The organism is Staphylococcus sp. LKG4-2 (assembly GCF_050955665.1).
In the GTDB taxonomy this organism is placed as follows: Bacteria; Bacillota; Bacilli; order Staphylococcales; family Staphylococcaceae; genus Staphylococcus; species Staphylococcus saprophyticus.
This window is the reverse complement of sequence record NZ_CP194532.1, coordinates 79,975-94,110: the sequence shown is the minus strand read 5'-3', so window position 1 is coordinate 94,110 and position 14,136 is coordinate 79,975. Positions and strand designations below refer to the sequence as shown.

Genomic DNA, 14,136 nt, shown 5'->3' with positions numbered 1-14,136 from the left:
TTCTACTAAGTTAGCTAGCATACGACACACCTCCTTTATTTGAATATTATAACAATTTAATATTTTTTTGTAACAAAATTCCTAGATGTATAAAAATAATGCTAGAATATTAATATTATATATTTATTAAAATTCAATTATATTTAATTTGATTATTTCAGTTCATGAGTGCGGGTCATTAAATATAATAAAATTAATGTAGTCCTCAGGATATTTGAATGAATGCGTTTAAATCTTATAGGAGTTATAAATTAATTAAAAAGACTTGAATTATATAGGTTTAATATAGTAATATCACTAATTGGGTGTTAAAGAATCATAATTTTTAATTATGGTTCTTTTTCTTTTGTCTTTTTTTAAGTATAAAAATTAAAAAATGTATCTAGCATTGCTAAAATACTTTGCTAAAGCCTATATTTTTAATAAACTAGAAAAGGTTAAACTTTATATAAGCATAAGCAATGCGTCCACTTGTTCATTTTTGTATACTAAAGCGCAAGTTGGATTTGTTTCATTGCTAAAATGAGTATAATACAGTGATAAAGAGACTTATATTAGGAGGGAATATGGTTGGGTCAAATTAAAAGTATCCTATATTCAATTATAGAACCTTTAACAAAGCCGGAAACGTATCAAGCTTTACTATCTAATCTGATTATGATTATTGTATACGTTGTCGCGGCATGGATTATTTTGCGCTTTGTGAATAAAGCGATTGCGCAGTTCTTTAAATTTCAAAATAAAGGCAAAAGTGGGAATAAAAAGCGTTCGAAAACTTTGATATCATTAGTTCAAAATGTAGTATCCTATGTGGTATGGTTTATAGTACTGACGACCATTTTAAGTAAATTCGGTATAAGCGTAGGTGGCATTATTGCCAGTGCGGGTGTCGTTGGTCTTGCAGTAGGTTTTGGTGCTCAAACTGTTGTTAAAGATATTATTACAGGTTTCTTCATTATTTTCGAAAATCAGTTTGATGTTGGGGATTATGTTAAAATTAGTAATAGTGGTTCTTCCGTGGCAGAAGGCACAGTGAAATCGATTGGTTTAAGATCAATGCGCATTAATACCATTACAGGTGAATTAACAACGCTACCGAATGGGAGTGTTGGGGAAATTACCAATTATTCAGTTATAAATGGTGAGGCAATTGTTGAAATTCCAGTATCTATTTCAGAAGACATTGATCATGTGGAAGAAGTACTGACGACATATTTTGAATCTATTAGATCTAAATATTACTTATTTATCTCGACACCAGAAGTAGTAGGTGTTAATTCGATTACAAATAACGAAATCGTATTGAGTGTGTCTGCAGAGACAATTCCAGGCGAAGGTGCGTCAGGTGGGCGTATTTTAAGAAAAGAAATCTTGAAATTATTTAAACTTAAAGAAATTAAAACACCACAGCCAACGATGGTACAGTACGATGCGAACCAGCAAAAATAATGATTAAGACGGTCGGAGGTGTTACAGAATGACATCCAATTACGGTTTAAATGATATTGTAGAAATGAAAAAACAACACGCATGTGGCACGAATCGTTTTAAAATCATTCGTGTAGGTGCTGACATCCGAATAAAATGTGAAAATTGTCAAAGAAGTATCATGATTCCAAGACAAACTTTTAATAAAAAAATTAAAAAAATACTAGTATCCCAACAAGATACTGATAATAAGGAGAATGAATAATGGCTTTAACAGCAGGTATTGTTGGATTGCCCAACGTAGGTAAATCGACACTTTTCAATGCAATTACAAAAGCAGGTGCTTTAGCAGCAAACTATCCGTTCGCTACGATAGATCCGAACGTAGGGATTGTCGAAGTGCCAGATAGCAGATTAGATGTTTTAACGAAGATGGTACAACCTAAAAAGACAATTCCAACAACATTTGAATTTACGGATATTGCAGGTATTGTTAAAGGCGCTTCAAAAGGTGAAGGGCTAGGTAACAAATTCCTATCTCACATTCGTGAAGTAGATGCGATTTGCCAAGTCGTTCGTGCATTTGACGATGATAATGTAACGCATGTTTCAGGTCGTGTAGATCCAATTGATGACATTGAAGTCATTAACATGGAATTGGTGTTAGCGGATTTAGAATCTGTTGACAAACGTTTACCAAAAGTGGAAAAAATGGCTCGCCAAAAAGATAAAGATGCGGTTAATGAAACACGTATTTTATCAAGAATTAAAGAAGCTTTAGAAGAAGGCAATCCAGTAAGAAGTCTGGAATTCACAGAAGAAGATCAAAAATTCATCGACCAAGCGCAGTTGTTAACATCTAAAAAAATGCTTTATATTGCTAACGTCGGTGAAGATGAAATCGGCGATGACGATAATGAAAAAGTAAAACTGATTCGTGAATATGCAGCAAAAGAAGATTCAGAAGTGATTGTCATTAGCGCAAAAATTGAAGAAGAGATTGCTGTCTTAGAAGATGAAGATCGCGAAATGTTCTTAGAGGACTTAGGCATTGAAGAGCCAGGTTTAGATCGTTTAATCCGTACAACTTATGACTTGCTAGGTTTGGCAACATACTTTACAGCCGGTGTACAAGAAGTGCGCGCTTGGACGTTTATTAAAGGCATGACAGCACCACAATGTGCGGGTATCATTCATACAGACTTTGAGCGAGGTTTTATTCGTGCCGAAGTAACGAGCTATGACGATTACGTGGCATTCGATGGTGAGAATGGCGCTAAAGAAGCAGGAAAACAACGCCTAGAAGGTAAAGAATATATTATGAAAGACGGAGACGTTGTACACTTTAGATTTAATGTATAAGATACAAAGCAACCCCTCATTACAACGAGTAATGAGGGGTTTTTTCTAATCTATATATTAATGTTAGTGACATGCGGTGTGCTTCAATTTGAGATGTTAAAAATAGAAGTACAGCGTTGATAAAGAAAACGCACTTTTAAAATAACATCAAGGTTAAAATTTTTACGAAGTGAACCAAGATGTTTCAACACCAGGTCCTACATAATTTGCATCAACATCTTGATTTAATTCAGGAGATGCATAGCTATCTGTATATTGCCAGAGGACGTGTTCACGTGTAGGTTGACCTGGATTATAATTTGCCAACCAGTAACCATCATATTGACCTACAGAATTAGAAGCATTTTCTACCATGAAATTTTCATAAGAATAAAATAATACTTTTTTATCGCCAGCTAATCCTTTCATTTCATCATACCAAGCGTCTGTGCTTTCTTCAGGCGTACCAGAAGTTACAGTATTTTCTTCAAAATCGTTGATATAGAAACTCGCTTTTGGAGCACGATTGTAAAGTGTCTGCGCCTCGTATCTTGCGTCGTCAGGATTTTCATACATACTATAGGAATATACACCAAAGTCTAAACCGTTTTTATCTAATAAAGCAGAATTGTGCTCTAATGCAGCATCCACTTTTTCTGAGCCATATTGAGCTCTTATAATAATGAAATCATAATTCTCTTTTAAGTCTTTGACTTCTTGTGTCGTTAACTCACCTTGCCATTCAGAAATATCCAACACACGTTCACCAGATTGCGTTGTTCCAGATTCGGCTTGCATGGATTTAGAGCCACTTTCTTGTTTTTGTTGAGAGGCTTTATCTGGATGCTTTTCTAAATATTGTTGATAGCCATAACCCATTGTACCTTTTTGGTTAGAAGGGTTATCGGAGGCGTAAGTTGTATTGATAATGACTGTTGATGCAAAAAATATACTTCCTGCAAGTAAGCCTTTTTTGAATTTTGAAAACATAAGCATCCCCTTTATCTATGTAGATTATTGAAATTTATTTTGAAAAATAGTAAATATGACATCAAAAAATAATATAGATGATATGCTATTAGAATTAAATATACTTTTCAACCTTAACTTAAAATATATTTAAATTTTATTGATATTAATTAGTATTTGAATAATGATTTAATTTGAAAATATAATCGTAGAAGATGTCATGTTTATTTAACTTGAATGCTTTGGTAGATATCATGAATGGCTATATGTCATAATGTTTCATATGAAACAACTATGAAATTTAACGTGCTATAACGTGGTAAACCCATTGTAAAATGTAAAGGCATGTGCTATAATTCTTGATTGTGAGTAATGAAAATTATTCCTTGCTTATCACATTTGATGATGAGCCGCATAGACCACAAGGAGGTGCAATTATACAATGAGAACATATGAAGTTATGTACATCGTTCGTCCGAATATCGAAGAAGATGCTAAAAAAGCAGTCGTTGAACGTTTCAACGGAATTTTAGCTTCTCACGGTTCAGAAGTTTTAGAAGCTAAAGACTGGGGTAAACGCCGTTTAGCTTATGAAATTAACGATTTCAGTGAAGGTTACTACAATATCGTACGTATCCAAACAGCTGATAACGAAGCTACTGACGAATTCCAACGTTTAGCTAAAATTTCTGACGATGTAATCCGTTATATCGTAATTCGTGAAGACGAAGATAAAACTAGAAAATAATAGATGGGGGTCGCTTAAATGATAAATAGAGTTGTTTTAGTCGGTCGTTTAACTAAAGATCCAGAATATAGAACAACACCCTCAGGCGTGAGTGTTGCGACTTTTACTCTAGCAGTAAATCGTACGTTTACAAATGCGCAAGGGGAACGCGAAGCGGATTTCATTAACTGTGTCGTTTTTAGAAAACAAGCAGAGAATGTTAACAACTACTTATTTAAAGGTAGTTTAGCTGGCGTTGACGGTCGCATTCAATCACGTAGCTATGAAAACCAAGAAGGTCGTCGTATATTTGTGACTGAAGTAGTTTGTGATAGTGTTCAATTCCTTGAACCTAAAAATCAAAACCAACGTCATGGTCAAGAAGGAAATAACAATAATTTCCAAAACTTTGGCGGACAACAATCAGGACAAAATACGTCATCTTATCAAAGTAATAACAACAATAATTCATCAAACAATAATCAATCTGATAACCCATTTGCAAATGCAAACGGACCAATTGATATTAGTGATGATGACTTACCATTCTAATTATATAGAACATATAAAAATGAAAATTTCTTAAAAGGAGGCAGTTACCATGGCAGGTGGACCAAGAAGAGGCGGACGTCGTCGTAAAAAAGTTTGTTATTTCACAGCAAACGGAATTACACACATCGACTATAAAGATACAGAATTATTAAAACGTTTTATCTCAGAACGTGGTAAAATTTTACCACGTCGTGTAACAGGTACTTCAGCTAAATATCAACGTATGTTGACATTAGCTATTAAACGTTCTCGTCATATGGCATTATTACCATATGTTAAAGAAGAACAATAATAGATATTGTATCTGAAAACCCCGTAGGCATATACCTACGGGGTTATTTTTTTGGTTTGAGAATTGGGAAAGGTATGAAAAATATGATGCAAAGAATTTAAATGAAAACAATTTTTAACTATTAATCTTCTTCTTTCTCTAACCCAATAATAACCATTATGACTACTGAAATTAGCATGAATGGTACAAAAATAGGAGTTACTAAAAATCCACCAATCATGATTAGATAAAACTCATCAATTTTGTAACTACCAACCTTCATGTGATTTCTCCAATCCAATTATTTTGTCTTTTGTAGTTTATATATGCATTAATTGTAAGTGTTAACATAGAAGTGAAAATGATTAAACTAAATATAGAGAGCGATATAGCGATTGTACTATCTTTAATGAATATATTATAAATCGATAGAACAATGAAGAATAAATGTAATAAAACGGTAATTGGGAATGTAGTTGTCATCAATTTAGAATTCGGCATAGTACTTTTATGTTTCATGATATCTCTCCAATCTAAGTTATATTATTTTTTCTTATAGTCATCTATAGTAACGCCATCATTTTCAATTTTCTTTCTGTTTGCTCTGATTAATAAAGCTGCATTAATTGTAATTGAAATGGCTAGTATAATTGAAACTGGTAAGCTTAAAACATTAAAATGATTTACTATTATTAGAATGATCATTAATACAATATTAAGCGTGTGATGGGCAATTATTGCTTTATTCATTTTAAACCCTCCTTAAATTTTACCCCTTTGTCTTATCTTTACTTTTAGACAATTTACTCAATAGCTTTGATGTTTTTCGTTCGAAAATGCTAACTATGCTCACAATAATATCTATTGTTTTAATAAGTAATCCGATGAGTATATCCAAATTAAAACTCCTTTTTATGTATGTCATTTTAATTTAACTAAAATAACTTATATAAATTGCAGAAATCACCATAAGAATAGCGGATACTGCATGAACTAACAAAAGAACATAGAATGATTTCTTAGTCATTGGTTCGAAATTGTTACGTTTAACTCTTCTGTTATTTTCCCATCGGAATATAAACACCCAAAAAAAGCGTAGATAGGTACAAACATGATACCTAAGACAATAGCGACTGGTAAACTCATAGCAAAGCTTCTTTTTTGTAAGCGTAGCATAAAAATTATTTATTGTGAACGAGATGAAAAGTAATACTTTTTATCTATATAGCAATATCTCAAAGAATATAATTATGTTTTTAAAATCTATTATATAAATATGATTATATTGTGGATAATATGGTATTTATATAGTAAGGGAGCGTGCTATATGGATATCATTGGAAAAATAATAACCTTTATTATGAGCGTCATATCTAATTTAATCGGTAGCAGATCATTGATTGAGGATATTAAAAAAACTTTTGTAGAAAATTTCAAAAAAGATAAATAGTATAAATATGACCCATTAACTCTAAGTGTTGATGGGTGTTTTTATACACAATACATGTTCAATAGAATTTATGTTAACATATAATTAAGTTGCGAACTATGTTTTTAAGGGGAGATAGTATGACTAAAGATAATGAACAGGAACGATATAAAACATTAGCATCTATTGCCAATACAGCAGGGATAGTAGCTTTAGTCTTAACATTAGGTTCATTAGTACTAGCTATCATATTTGATTGGCAGTTCTTAGACTATATCGTTAAATTTTCTGGCGTACTCATTGTACTGAGCTTGATAATAGATTCAGTACCACATATCGAAGAAAAAAATATTAAGAAAATCATATATAACATTCTTTTTATCATAGTACTGGTATACATCATTTTTGGATAATTTTTTAATTCAATAATGGATGGGTTAATTTGAATAATAAATTCAAGCAAAGAGGATTTCACATGAGAATTATTAGAAAAATAGTTGCGACGATTACATCAATTATATAAAAACCAAGCAGGATTGATAACCTCATTTTATTATTACTGTTGCATTTCTAGTTTTTTTAATGGCTTATGAGGAACTTTATCTTTAGAGATTTCATTGTATGATTTCGCTTCTCCTAAGAATAAAGAGACCTTTAAATAAGCTCTTTTTTTAGTTTTTTCATTCCGTTAAAAGTAACTGTATGACCTACTCCATCTTTATCGAAACCATCGGTCATATAAGTATATGCTCCGACTTGATTTTTACCATTTTTCTTAAGTGGATTACTTACTTGTACATAATAGTCAGTTTCTCTAATCAAAGGATTGAATTGAGCAGCCTCTCGTATATTAGTGTTATTATAATTGCGTTCAGCATAAATTTTCCAAGCAAATAAAGCAAGGAAGATGAATGCAATGATAACAATGACTGTAGTGATCATAATGATGAATTTTTTAGAACGGGTCATAATAGGAACTCCTATGAAATTTATTTTTGATATATTTATTTGGATGCTTAGTAATTATTTTGATAAAAGCTTGATACCTCGAATTAAATTAAAGATAAATAGCATAACGACGATAACTGCAAAAAGTAAACCTAGCGCGATAGAGGTATAGGAAATCGTCATGGGGTTATCAAAGGGTTTCTCATAGACTTCTTTAGAAAATATAAAGTCGATACTACTTAAAAAATAAAAAATTGCCACACCTATATGGTTTAATAGTGCCTTTTTGACATGTGTGGTTACTGGTTTTTGAGTGAATATCCAAACAATTATAGGAAATAAGATTGGCGCAAAAAATACACTAAAATAATTTAATGATGAAAGTACGTTTTGATTGTTATCATGATCTAAGATATTTCACCTCCGATAAAACAAGTAAAACACAAAAAAATAATGTAATAAACAATGCATTACTCAAGTGATAACATTGTAAGTCATATATAAATTTTATGTAAATTTATTAAAGATTATACATAGTTGTATATCTTTAGTTGTTGCCATAAACTATAATTATAAATCGATACGCTTCAGTTTTTATGATTAGGAGATGTTACATGCGCAATTTAATAAAAGTGGAAAATGCCTTTGTTTTAATTCTAGTCATTAGTTTATATTTTATGTTTGATTTTTCTTTTTGGCTCTTTTTAATATTTTTATTAGCGCCAGATTTAACTGCCATTGGCTATGTATTTAATAAACGGATAGGTAGCATGGTCTATAATATGGGATATACGTACGTGTTGCCAACCTTAGTAACAATATTATACTTATGGGTTAAAGAGCCTGTTTTAATGCAAATTGCACTTATTTGGTTCACGCATATAAGTATGGATCGAACGCTTGGTTATGGATTAAAGTACGCTTCAGATTTTAAAATAACGACCATACAAAAACTTTGAAAAATTCCTTTTCAATAATAAAAGATGGAGGCATGAGACATATGTTGGATAAGCAATTATTAAAAACACAAATTGAAAATTTATACCAAGATATCCTGATTAATTTGGATACTGAAAAAATAGATCATTATTTTGCAGCTGAGTATATACAAGAAACAGATCATGATACGTTAAATTTAACGGAATTTAAGTTGCATCTTCAAAAATTAAAAGAAGTGGTAAAGACTTTAACAATAGAGCAATTTAAAGATATGTTGATAGACGAACAACAACAAACTATATTTTTAAGATATGATATTAGGGTAGAGAAAAAAGATAGTTCGAAAGGCAATATTGAAGTCTATGCGATATTTAAATTTAATGAGTCTGGTAAAGTCACTTCATGTCGTGAGTTGACTAAAGCATATCACCATGATGTACAAGGCTTAGCCAATATATAAATTTTGCATTATTGTATTTACTGATTAAAGGGGTGGGAATGATGTATATTCCTAAATATTATGAAATGAAAGATTATGAGGAAATCAAACGTTTTATCAACGCACATAATTTTGCGACAGTCGTTTCGATTGATGGGGAACAACCTGTTGCCACACATGTGCCAGTGAATATTTATGAGGATGATAAGCAGCTGTATGTTTCTGGACATCTGGCAAAAGGTAATCAGCAATGGCGAACATTGAATAACAATAAGTCAATTTTAGTCATTTTCCAAGGACCACATGGCTATGTCTCATCTACATGGTATGAAAATGAAGATGTCCCAACTTGGGATTATCAAAGTGTTCATATTTATGGGGAAGGACAGTTATTAACGCATGAAGCGCTTGAGGCAGATTTAGCAAAACTATTAGATCGATACGAGGCACATCGAGAAGATGGTGCAACTTGGAATAATTTGTCGGATAATACCAAACAACAAATCAAGGGTATTGTTGGTTTCAAAATTAAAGTGAATGACATACAAGCTGCATATAAATTAAGTCAGAATAAATCTGAAAAAGATTACACAACGATTGTGGAACATTTAGCTGAAAGTGATGACGAATCTGAGCAACAACTGGCAGATGTTATAAAAGACCATAGACAATCTTAAGAGAAAGATGATCTAATGCTAAGTGAATTCTAGAATTTCGTTTCTGATTGTTATGAAAGGGGTATTTTAATACAAAGACTACGCGCAGACTAACCTTTATACGATGAAATTCATTATGCTTTTAAGTTAATAAGTTCATGAATGCTTAATTATAAACACTTGCGTTTGAATTTATATTGATCATATTAGGGGTGATGAACATGGCTACGTTTGTATTAATCTTCCACTTGATTTGTTTAGTGCTTGTAATAGTAGCAGGTATTGTGGCATTAAAAGAATTTAGGAAACCGCCTAAAAGTCGTAATCAAAAAAGAATTGATGCATTGCTCGTATTTGTATTAGTCATTGCATTAATCGCAATATTATCTAGTGTGTTCACTGATATATAATGAAGCCACCATCTTTGAAGATGGTGGTTTTTAATTTTCAAAATAAATTTATAGTGAAATCACCAAAAATAATAAGTAGTATAAAATAATAAAAATTTTTGTGAATGTTTGGATAATATTATAAACTAAAAATATAGGTGTTTGAATATACAGTGGCACTTCTAATATGGCTATGGTCAAAACAAAGGAGATATTTTATGAAATATAGGTTGAGTTTGTCAGTAGTATTGGCAACGAGTTTAATTTTAAGTACAACAGTCGCACAAGCGCAAGAAGGCAATCATAAGCAAACAACAGAAAAAAATGAAAAAGAGAATACAAGTAAGCCGATTAATTTTGAAAAAGCTCAAAAGATGAGCCCACAAGCGCTGAAGGACCAATTAACACCAGAAGATTTAAAATTACATAATAAAGTAGCAGAACATAATACTGTTGAAGCACGTACGTTTGCGAATAGAGCATACCAAGACGTCAATACATATATTGCAAATAATAATATAAAGCCAGCCCAAATCGTCCAAGATGCTAGAATGAATAATTTACCTAAATATAATTATAAGTCTGGAAAATTTATAGGCGTAGTTATTCATGAAACGGCCAATCCAAGCAGTACGATTGATGGTGAAGTGAACTACATGTACAACAATTACAATAGTGCGTTCGTGCATGCCTATGCAAGCAGTGATAAAATTATTCAAACTGCGCCGAGTAACTATTTAGCATGGGGTGCTGGTGCAAATGCCAATCCGTATTTTTATCAAATTGAATTAACACGATCTAATACGTTTGATGATTTTGCTAAATCTGTTAATAATCAGGCATACTTAGCTGCAAAAATGTTAAAAGAAAATGGTTTAACACCGTCACTTGCAGATAATAATCAGGGAACAGGCACAATTATTAGTCACAATGCCATCAGCCAATATTGGGGCGGCACAGATCACTCTGATCCAGTTGGTTATTTTAGTCAATGGGGATACAATATGAATCAGTTTTACAGTTTAGTTCAAAAACATTATAAAGCACTCTCTGGTGGGAACAATGGCGCTATTACAGGTGCGACTTATAAAGTGGTTAAAGGCGATACATTGTATAGTATTTCTAAAAGAAGTGGTGTAACGATTGATAATATTAAAAATTGGAATAACTTGAAGAGTAATTCCTTATCAGTTGGTCAGACATTAAAGTTGAAAGCACCAAGTAATAATAGCGACATATCCGGCGATACTCATACAGTTGTCACTGGTGACACGTTATATAATATTTCAAAGAGAAGTGGCGTCAGTGTAGATAATATTAAAAAGTGGAATAATCTTAAATCTGATAGCATTAGTAAAGGTCAAACACTGTATTTAGTTAAAACATATACCGTAAAAAAAGGTGATACATTATACAGTATTGCTAAAAATCAAAAGACTACTGTAGATAAAATTAAAGCAGATAACAAATTGAATTCCAATAGTATTAAAGTCGGTCAAATACTGAAAATGAAATAGATTAATAAAGACACTTCATTTAATTGTTAAATTACAATAGTGAAGTGTCTCTTTTAATTTATATAAAGATCTTAAAGCGTATGTCTAAATAGCATAAATGCAACAGTATGATATTTATCATTTGAAAATAAACCGTATTTTTCATAAAAATATCTTGTTTTATCAGTGTTATCCGTTAAAAGAACGACTTGCATCACATTTTGATATTTATTCAAAGTAGTAATTGAAAGAAGGAACGTTTGATATCAAACCGTTTCTGAAAATATAAAATGTGTTTTTGTATGGCCATATTTTTGCAAAATATCTATAAACGTTTCTACATCTTGCATGGTTTTAAATCTTGCTTTAAATAAAAAGCAGCTATCTCCTGATATACGATAACAAAATGCGACGTGGCTCTGTTCTGCAATAAAGGTTTTGAAATCTTTATATAAATTGTTTTTAATAACGATTTCAATGATGATATCTATATCATAGCCTAAAGCACTGTAATCAATATCAATGGTATAGTTCTTTATAATTCCTGAATCCTTCAATTTATTAATGCGTTCACGAACAGCGGGGATGGAAAGATTTGTAATTTCACTAATATCGCTGAATGATCTGCTACTATCTTCATTTAAACTTTGTAAAATTTTTCTATTTGTTAAGTCCATTTATAAAAACTCCTTAAATAATAAAGCATTTAACTATTTTTACTTAAAAAATAGCATTTCAATATAGTTAATAATGCCATAAAATAATGGATAATCAAGGAGTGATTATAATGGCATTAATTCAATTATCGGAAAATGGTACTACGCCTTTTCAAAAGTTGCTTGGATATAACAAAGATATCATGTTAAGTTGGAGTAATTTAAGTGAATCTCTAGAAACAGATAACCAACTGTCTAGCGATTTAAAAGAAGAAATAAGAAGCATGCTTGCTCAAAATCACGGATGCGCGTATTGTAAAGCAAAAGGGAAACCATCGGGAAAATTTACTGATGAAAAATCTATGATATGTCTTGGTTTTGTTGATGTTTATATGAAACTAGGAACGGAGATTCCTGATTATATTTTACAGACTTTAAACGACCATTTGACTGAAGCAGAAATGAGTGAACTTATTGCTTTTATAACGTTTACAACATGTCAGCAATATTTCGGAGCAATAATGAAATTAGAGGTATAAATTAGAACAAGCACATGTCCAATTGAATTGGATATGTGCTTGTTTATAACTGTACATTGTCTTTTGCATAATGGAATAATTGTTTCTTTTCACTAATAAATAATTGCACAAAAGTGAGGATGCCAATTTTACCAATAAGCATCGTTACAATAATAATGATTTTAGTTACAGTACCATAGTCAGTTGTGAAATTCATGCTTAAACCTACAGTGCCGAACGCTGAAATAACTTCAAATAATACGGTCGTATAGGATGTATGTGGATTTAGCACACTCACAATAAACGATATACTTAATACAAAGATAGTTGCTAAAAGCGTGATGGTAACAGCAATTTTAAGTGTACGTTCAGGTATAGATTTTTTAAATATAGCTGAATGGCTCTCGTTTCTTAATGTACTTTTTATAAATAATAGCGTCAGAACTAAGCTGGTTACTTTGATACCACCAGCAGAACTGATGGGTGCACCACCGATAAACATAAATAACATCATCATCATTGATGTAGGTGTGGAAATTTGTCCGATATCAACGGTATTAAATCCAGCAGTACGTGTTGTGACGGATTGAAAAAATGAAGCTCCAATTTTTTCAATCAAAGATAAATGATTTAATGTGGATGGATATTCTAAAATGAAAAACGAAATGCTACCGACGATGATTAATATGAAAGTTGTACTCAAAACGATTTTGGAATGTAATTTAAGTTTAGTTAATTTTTGTGTTGTTACTAAATCAAGAAATACAAGTGGACCTATGCCACCCATAATAATTAATAAGGGCACGGTTATAGTGATAATAGGGTCGTTAACCGCACTGATTAGGTTATCTTTGAAAAGTGCAAAACCAGCATTATTAAAAGCAGACACAGAAGTGAATATACTTAAAAACACCCCTTGTCCTAAGCCATACTTTGGAATAAAGGATAACGCAATACATAACGCACCTACAAGTTCAGTTACCAAACTATACAAAACAAATTGTAAGATTAAGCGGATTATGCCCCCAGGCGTATCAATGTTCCACATTGCCATGACGAGGTAGCGACTTTTATTACTAATTCGCTTATTGATTAATATAAAGGTTAAAAGTGTCACAGTGACGATCCCTAATCCACCGATTTGTATGAGTGACATGATAATCGTATCGCCCAACCAATTGAATTGGGTAGAGACATCTATAGTAGCTAACCCAGTTACCGTAAATGCACTAGCAGCTATAAAAAAGGCGTCCACAAAATCAATAGGATGTTTACCTGTGATTGGCAAATATAATAGTAACGCGCCAATCAGTGTTGTTGTAATAAAAAGTAATAGGTAAAAGTATAAAGGCTTAGTTAATTGTTTCATGATTCATTT

Annotated in this window: 20 protein-coding genes; 13 read left to right on the top strand and 7 right to left on the bottom strand. The window is 31.7% G+C overall.

Annotated features, from left to right (window positions below; all coding sequences use genetic code 11):
* Nucleotides 1–570 precede the first annotated feature (570 nt).
* Genes ACM6UH_RS00475 through ychF form a run of 3 tightly spaced genes read left to right on the top strand, consistent with a single transcriptional unit; the run spans nt 571 to nt 2,790 of the window.
* The gene (locus ACM6UH_RS00475; protein ID WP_047505210.1) at nt 571–1,449 is read left to right on the top strand and encodes a mechanosensitive ion channel family protein; all 879 of its coding nucleotides are present in this window, start codon (nt 571–573) and stop codon (nt 1,447–1,449) included.
* A 28-nt stretch (nt 1,450–1,477) separates the two neighbouring features.
* The gene (locus ACM6UH_RS00470) at nt 1,478–1,693 is read left to right on the top strand and encodes a DUF951 domain-containing protein (protein ID WP_002484311.1); all 216 of its coding nucleotides are present in this window, start codon (nt 1,478–1,480) and stop codon (nt 1,691–1,693) included.
* Nucleotides 1,693–2,790: a redox-regulated ATPase YchF gene (ychF, locus tag ACM6UH_RS00465; protein WP_047505213.1), complete on the top strand. Its 1,098-nt coding sequence runs from the start codon at nt 1,693–1,695 to the stop codon at nt 2,788–2,790. Before ACM6UH_RS00470 ends, ychF begins: the two co-directional genes overlap by 1 nt.
* 162 nt (nt 2,791–2,952) lie before the next feature.
* Here ychF and ACM6UH_RS00460 read toward each other — a convergent pair whose 3' ends face one another.
* The gene (locus ACM6UH_RS00460; protein WP_047505216.1) at nt 2,953–3,759 is read right to left on the bottom strand and encodes a GH25 family lysozyme; all 807 of its coding nucleotides are present in this window, start codon (nt 3,757–3,759) and stop codon (nt 2,953–2,955) included.
* A 421-nt stretch (nt 3,760–4,180) separates the two neighbouring features.
* Here ACM6UH_RS00460 and rpsF point away from each other — a divergent pair, with 421 nt between their 5' ends.
* From rpsF to rpsR, 3 genes are read left to right on the top strand one after another with little or no spacing between them, the layout of a single operon-like run.
* On the top strand, nt 4,181–4,486 hold the full coding sequence (gene rpsF, locus ACM6UH_RS00455; protein WP_002484308.1) for a 30S ribosomal protein S6: 306 nt from the start codon (nt 4,181–4,183) through the stop codon (nt 4,484–4,486).
* 18 nt (nt 4,487–4,504) lie between these two features.
* On the top strand, nt 4,505–5,017 hold the full coding sequence (ssb, locus tag ACM6UH_RS00450) for a single-stranded DNA-binding protein (RefSeq protein ID WP_002484307.1): 513 nt from the start codon (nt 4,505–4,507) through the stop codon (nt 5,015–5,017).
* Between the two features lie 49 nt (nt 5,018–5,066).
* Nucleotides 5,067–5,309, top strand: coding sequence for a 30S ribosomal protein S18 (rpsR, locus tag ACM6UH_RS00445; protein ID WP_002484306.1), 243 nt, complete (start codon nt 5,067–5,069; stop codon nt 5,307–5,309).
* A 121-nt stretch (nt 5,310–5,430) separates the two neighbouring features.
* On the opposite strand, the gene ACM6UH_RS00440 is transcribed toward rpsR, so the two are convergent.
* The 3 genes from ACM6UH_RS00440 to ACM6UH_RS00430 are packed head-to-tail and all read right to left on the bottom strand — an operon-like array spanning nt 5,431 to nt 6,038.
* The gene (locus tag ACM6UH_RS00440; protein WP_162835602.1) at nt 5,431–5,571 is read right to left on the bottom strand and encodes a hypothetical protein; all 141 of its coding nucleotides are present in this window, start codon (nt 5,569–5,571) and stop codon (nt 5,431–5,433) included.
* A complete protein-coding gene (locus ACM6UH_RS00435) occupies nt 5,568–5,807 on the bottom strand; it encodes a hypothetical protein (protein WP_047505220.1) in 240 nt (79 codons plus the stop codon). The genes ACM6UH_RS00440 and ACM6UH_RS00435 overlap by 4 nt, the downstream gene beginning before the upstream one ends.
* Nucleotides 5,808–5,831: 24 nt before the next feature.
* The gene (locus tag ACM6UH_RS00430; protein WP_047505223.1) at nt 5,832–6,038 is read right to left on the bottom strand and encodes a hypothetical protein; all 207 of its coding nucleotides are present in this window, start codon (nt 6,036–6,038) and stop codon (nt 5,832–5,834) included.
* Nucleotides 6,039–6,857: 819 nt separating this feature from the next.
* On the opposite strand from ACM6UH_RS00430, the gene ACM6UH_RS00425 reads away from it, so the two are divergent.
* Nucleotides 6,858–7,130: a hypothetical protein gene (locus ACM6UH_RS00425; RefSeq protein ID WP_048787278.1), complete on the top strand. Its 273-nt coding sequence runs from the start codon at nt 6,858–6,860 to the stop codon at nt 7,128–7,130.
* 241 nt (nt 7,131–7,371) lie between these two features.
* Here the strand turns inward: ACM6UH_RS00425 and ACM6UH_RS00420 are convergent, their stop codons facing one another.
* The gene (locus tag ACM6UH_RS00420; RefSeq protein WP_225791762.1) at nt 7,372–7,686 is read right to left on the bottom strand and encodes a DUF1093 domain-containing protein; all 315 of its coding nucleotides are present in this window, start codon (nt 7,684–7,686) and stop codon (nt 7,372–7,374) included.
* A gap of 593 nt (nt 7,687–8,279) precedes the next feature.
* Between ACM6UH_RS00420 and ACM6UH_RS00415 the strand changes: the two genes are divergently transcribed.
* The 5 genes from ACM6UH_RS00415 to ACM6UH_RS00395 all read left to right on the top strand — a co-directional run bounded on the left by ACM6UH_RS00415 (nt 8,280) and on the right by ACM6UH_RS00395 (nt 11,605).
* Nucleotides 8,280–8,624, top strand: a complete 345-nt coding sequence (locus tag ACM6UH_RS00415; RefSeq protein WP_047505227.1) for a DUF4260 domain-containing protein — start codon at nt 8,280–8,282, stop codon at nt 8,622–8,624.
* Between the two features lie 41 nt (nt 8,625–8,665).
* Nucleotides 8,666–9,064, top strand: coding sequence for a nuclear transport factor 2 family protein (locus tag ACM6UH_RS00410; RefSeq protein ID WP_174543139.1), 399 nt, complete (start codon nt 8,666–8,668; stop codon nt 9,062–9,064).
* Nucleotides 9,065–9,105: 41 nt separating this feature from the next.
* Nucleotides 9,106–9,720 (top strand): FMN-binding negative transcriptional regulator, encoded by a 615-nt coding sequence (locus ACM6UH_RS00405; protein ID WP_048787279.1) that lies wholly within the window; start codon nt 9,106–9,108, stop codon nt 9,718–9,720.
* Nucleotides 9,721–9,920: 200 nt separating this feature from the next.
* On the top strand, nt 9,921–10,109 hold the full coding sequence (locus ACM6UH_RS00400; protein ID WP_037539147.1) for a hypothetical protein: 189 nt from the start codon (nt 9,921–9,923) through the stop codon (nt 10,107–10,109).
* Nucleotides 10,110–10,306: 197 nt separating this feature from the next.
* Nucleotides 10,307–11,605, top strand: coding sequence for a peptidoglycan recognition protein family protein (locus tag ACM6UH_RS00395; RefSeq protein WP_047505235.1), 1,299 nt, complete (start codon nt 10,307–10,309; stop codon nt 11,603–11,605).
* Between the two features lie 245 nt (nt 11,606–11,850).
* Here ACM6UH_RS00395 and ACM6UH_RS00390 read toward each other — a convergent pair whose 3' ends face one another.
* Complete coding sequence (locus ACM6UH_RS00390; RefSeq protein WP_011303950.1) at nt 11,851–12,261, bottom strand: Lrp/AsnC family transcriptional regulator; 411 nt, start codon at nt 12,259–12,261, stop codon at nt 11,851–11,853.
* A gap of 110 nt (nt 12,262–12,371) precedes the next feature.
* On the opposite strand from ACM6UH_RS00390, the gene ACM6UH_RS00385 reads away from it, so the two are divergent.
* A complete protein-coding gene (locus ACM6UH_RS00385; protein ID WP_047505238.1) occupies nt 12,372–12,779 on the top strand; it encodes an alkylhydroperoxidase in 408 nt (135 codons plus the stop codon).
* Nucleotides 12,780–12,822: 43 nt separating this feature from the next.
* Here the strand turns inward: ACM6UH_RS00385 and ACM6UH_RS00380 are convergent, their stop codons facing one another.
* Nucleotides 12,823–14,127: a TrkH family potassium uptake protein gene (locus ACM6UH_RS00380; RefSeq protein ID WP_048787280.1), complete on the bottom strand. Its 1,305-nt coding sequence runs from the start codon at nt 14,125–14,127 to the stop codon at nt 12,823–12,825.
* Between the last annotated feature and the right edge of the window lie 9 nt (nt 14,128–14,136).

What these genes read in the sequence shown, in the direction of transcription:
- ACM6UH_RS00425 (WP_048787278.1), top strand. Translation starts at nt 6,858, where the DNA reads ATGACTAAAGATAATGAACAGGAACGATATAAAACATTAGCATCTATT.
- rpsR (WP_002484306.1), top strand. Translation starts at nt 5,067, where the DNA reads ATGGCAGGTGGACCAAGAAGAGGCGGACGTCGTCGTAAAAAAGTTTGT.
- ychF (WP_047505213.1), top strand. Translation starts at nt 1,693, where the DNA reads ATGGCTTTAACAGCAGGTATTGTTGGATTGCCCAACGTAGGTAAATCG.
- ACM6UH_RS00435 (WP_047505220.1), bottom strand. Translation starts at nt 5,807, where the DNA reads ATGAAACATAAAAGTACTATGCCGAATTCTAAATTGATGACAACTACA.
- ACM6UH_RS00390 (WP_011303950.1), bottom strand. Translation starts at nt 12,261, where the DNA reads ATGGACTTAACAAATAGAAAAATTTTACAAAGTTTAAATGAAGATAGT.
- ACM6UH_RS00395 (WP_047505235.1), top strand. Translation starts at nt 10,307, where the DNA reads ATGAAATATAGGTTGAGTTTGTCAGTAGTATTGGCAACGAGTTTAATT.
- rpsF (WP_002484308.1), top strand. Translation starts at nt 4,181, where the DNA reads ATGAGAACATATGAAGTTATGTACATCGTTCGTCCGAATATCGAAGAA.
- ACM6UH_RS00430 (WP_047505223.1), bottom strand. Translation starts at nt 6,038, where the DNA reads ATGAATAAAGCAATAATTGCCCATCACACGCTTAATATTGTATTAATG.
- ACM6UH_RS00470 (WP_002484311.1), top strand. Translation starts at nt 1,478, where the DNA reads ATGACATCCAATTACGGTTTAAATGATATTGTAGAAATGAAAAAACAA.
- ACM6UH_RS00410 (WP_174543139.1), top strand. Translation starts at nt 8,666, where the DNA reads ATGTTGGATAAGCAATTATTAAAAACACAAATTGAAAATTTATACCAA.
- ACM6UH_RS00405 (WP_048787279.1), top strand. Translation starts at nt 9,106, where the DNA reads ATGTATATTCCTAAATATTATGAAATGAAAGATTATGAGGAAATCAAA.
- ACM6UH_RS00440 (WP_162835602.1), bottom strand. Translation starts at nt 5,571, where the DNA reads ATGAAGGTTGGTAGTTACAAAATTGATGAGTTTTATCTAATCATGATT.
- ACM6UH_RS00385 (WP_047505238.1), top strand. Translation starts at nt 12,372, where the DNA reads ATGGCATTAATTCAATTATCGGAAAATGGTACTACGCCTTTTCAAAAG.
- ACM6UH_RS00415 (WP_047505227.1), top strand. Translation starts at nt 8,280, where the DNA reads ATGCGCAATTTAATAAAAGTGGAAAATGCCTTTGTTTTAATTCTAGTC.
- ACM6UH_RS00400 (WP_037539147.1), top strand. Translation starts at nt 9,921, where the DNA reads ATGGCTACGTTTGTATTAATCTTCCACTTGATTTGTTTAGTGCTTGTA.
- ACM6UH_RS00420 (WP_225791762.1), bottom strand. Translation starts at nt 7,686, where the DNA reads ATGACCCGTTCTAAAAAATTCATCATTATGATCACTACAGTCATTGTT.
- ACM6UH_RS00380 (WP_048787280.1), bottom strand. Translation starts at nt 14,127, where the DNA reads ATGAAACAATTAACTAAGCCTTTATACTTTTACCTATTACTTTTTATT.
- ssb (WP_002484307.1), top strand. Translation starts at nt 4,505, where the DNA reads ATGATAAATAGAGTTGTTTTAGTCGGTCGTTTAACTAAAGATCCAGAA.
- ACM6UH_RS00460 (WP_047505216.1), bottom strand. Translation starts at nt 3,759, where the DNA reads ATGTTTTCAAAATTCAAAAAAGGCTTACTTGCAGGAAGTATATTTTTT.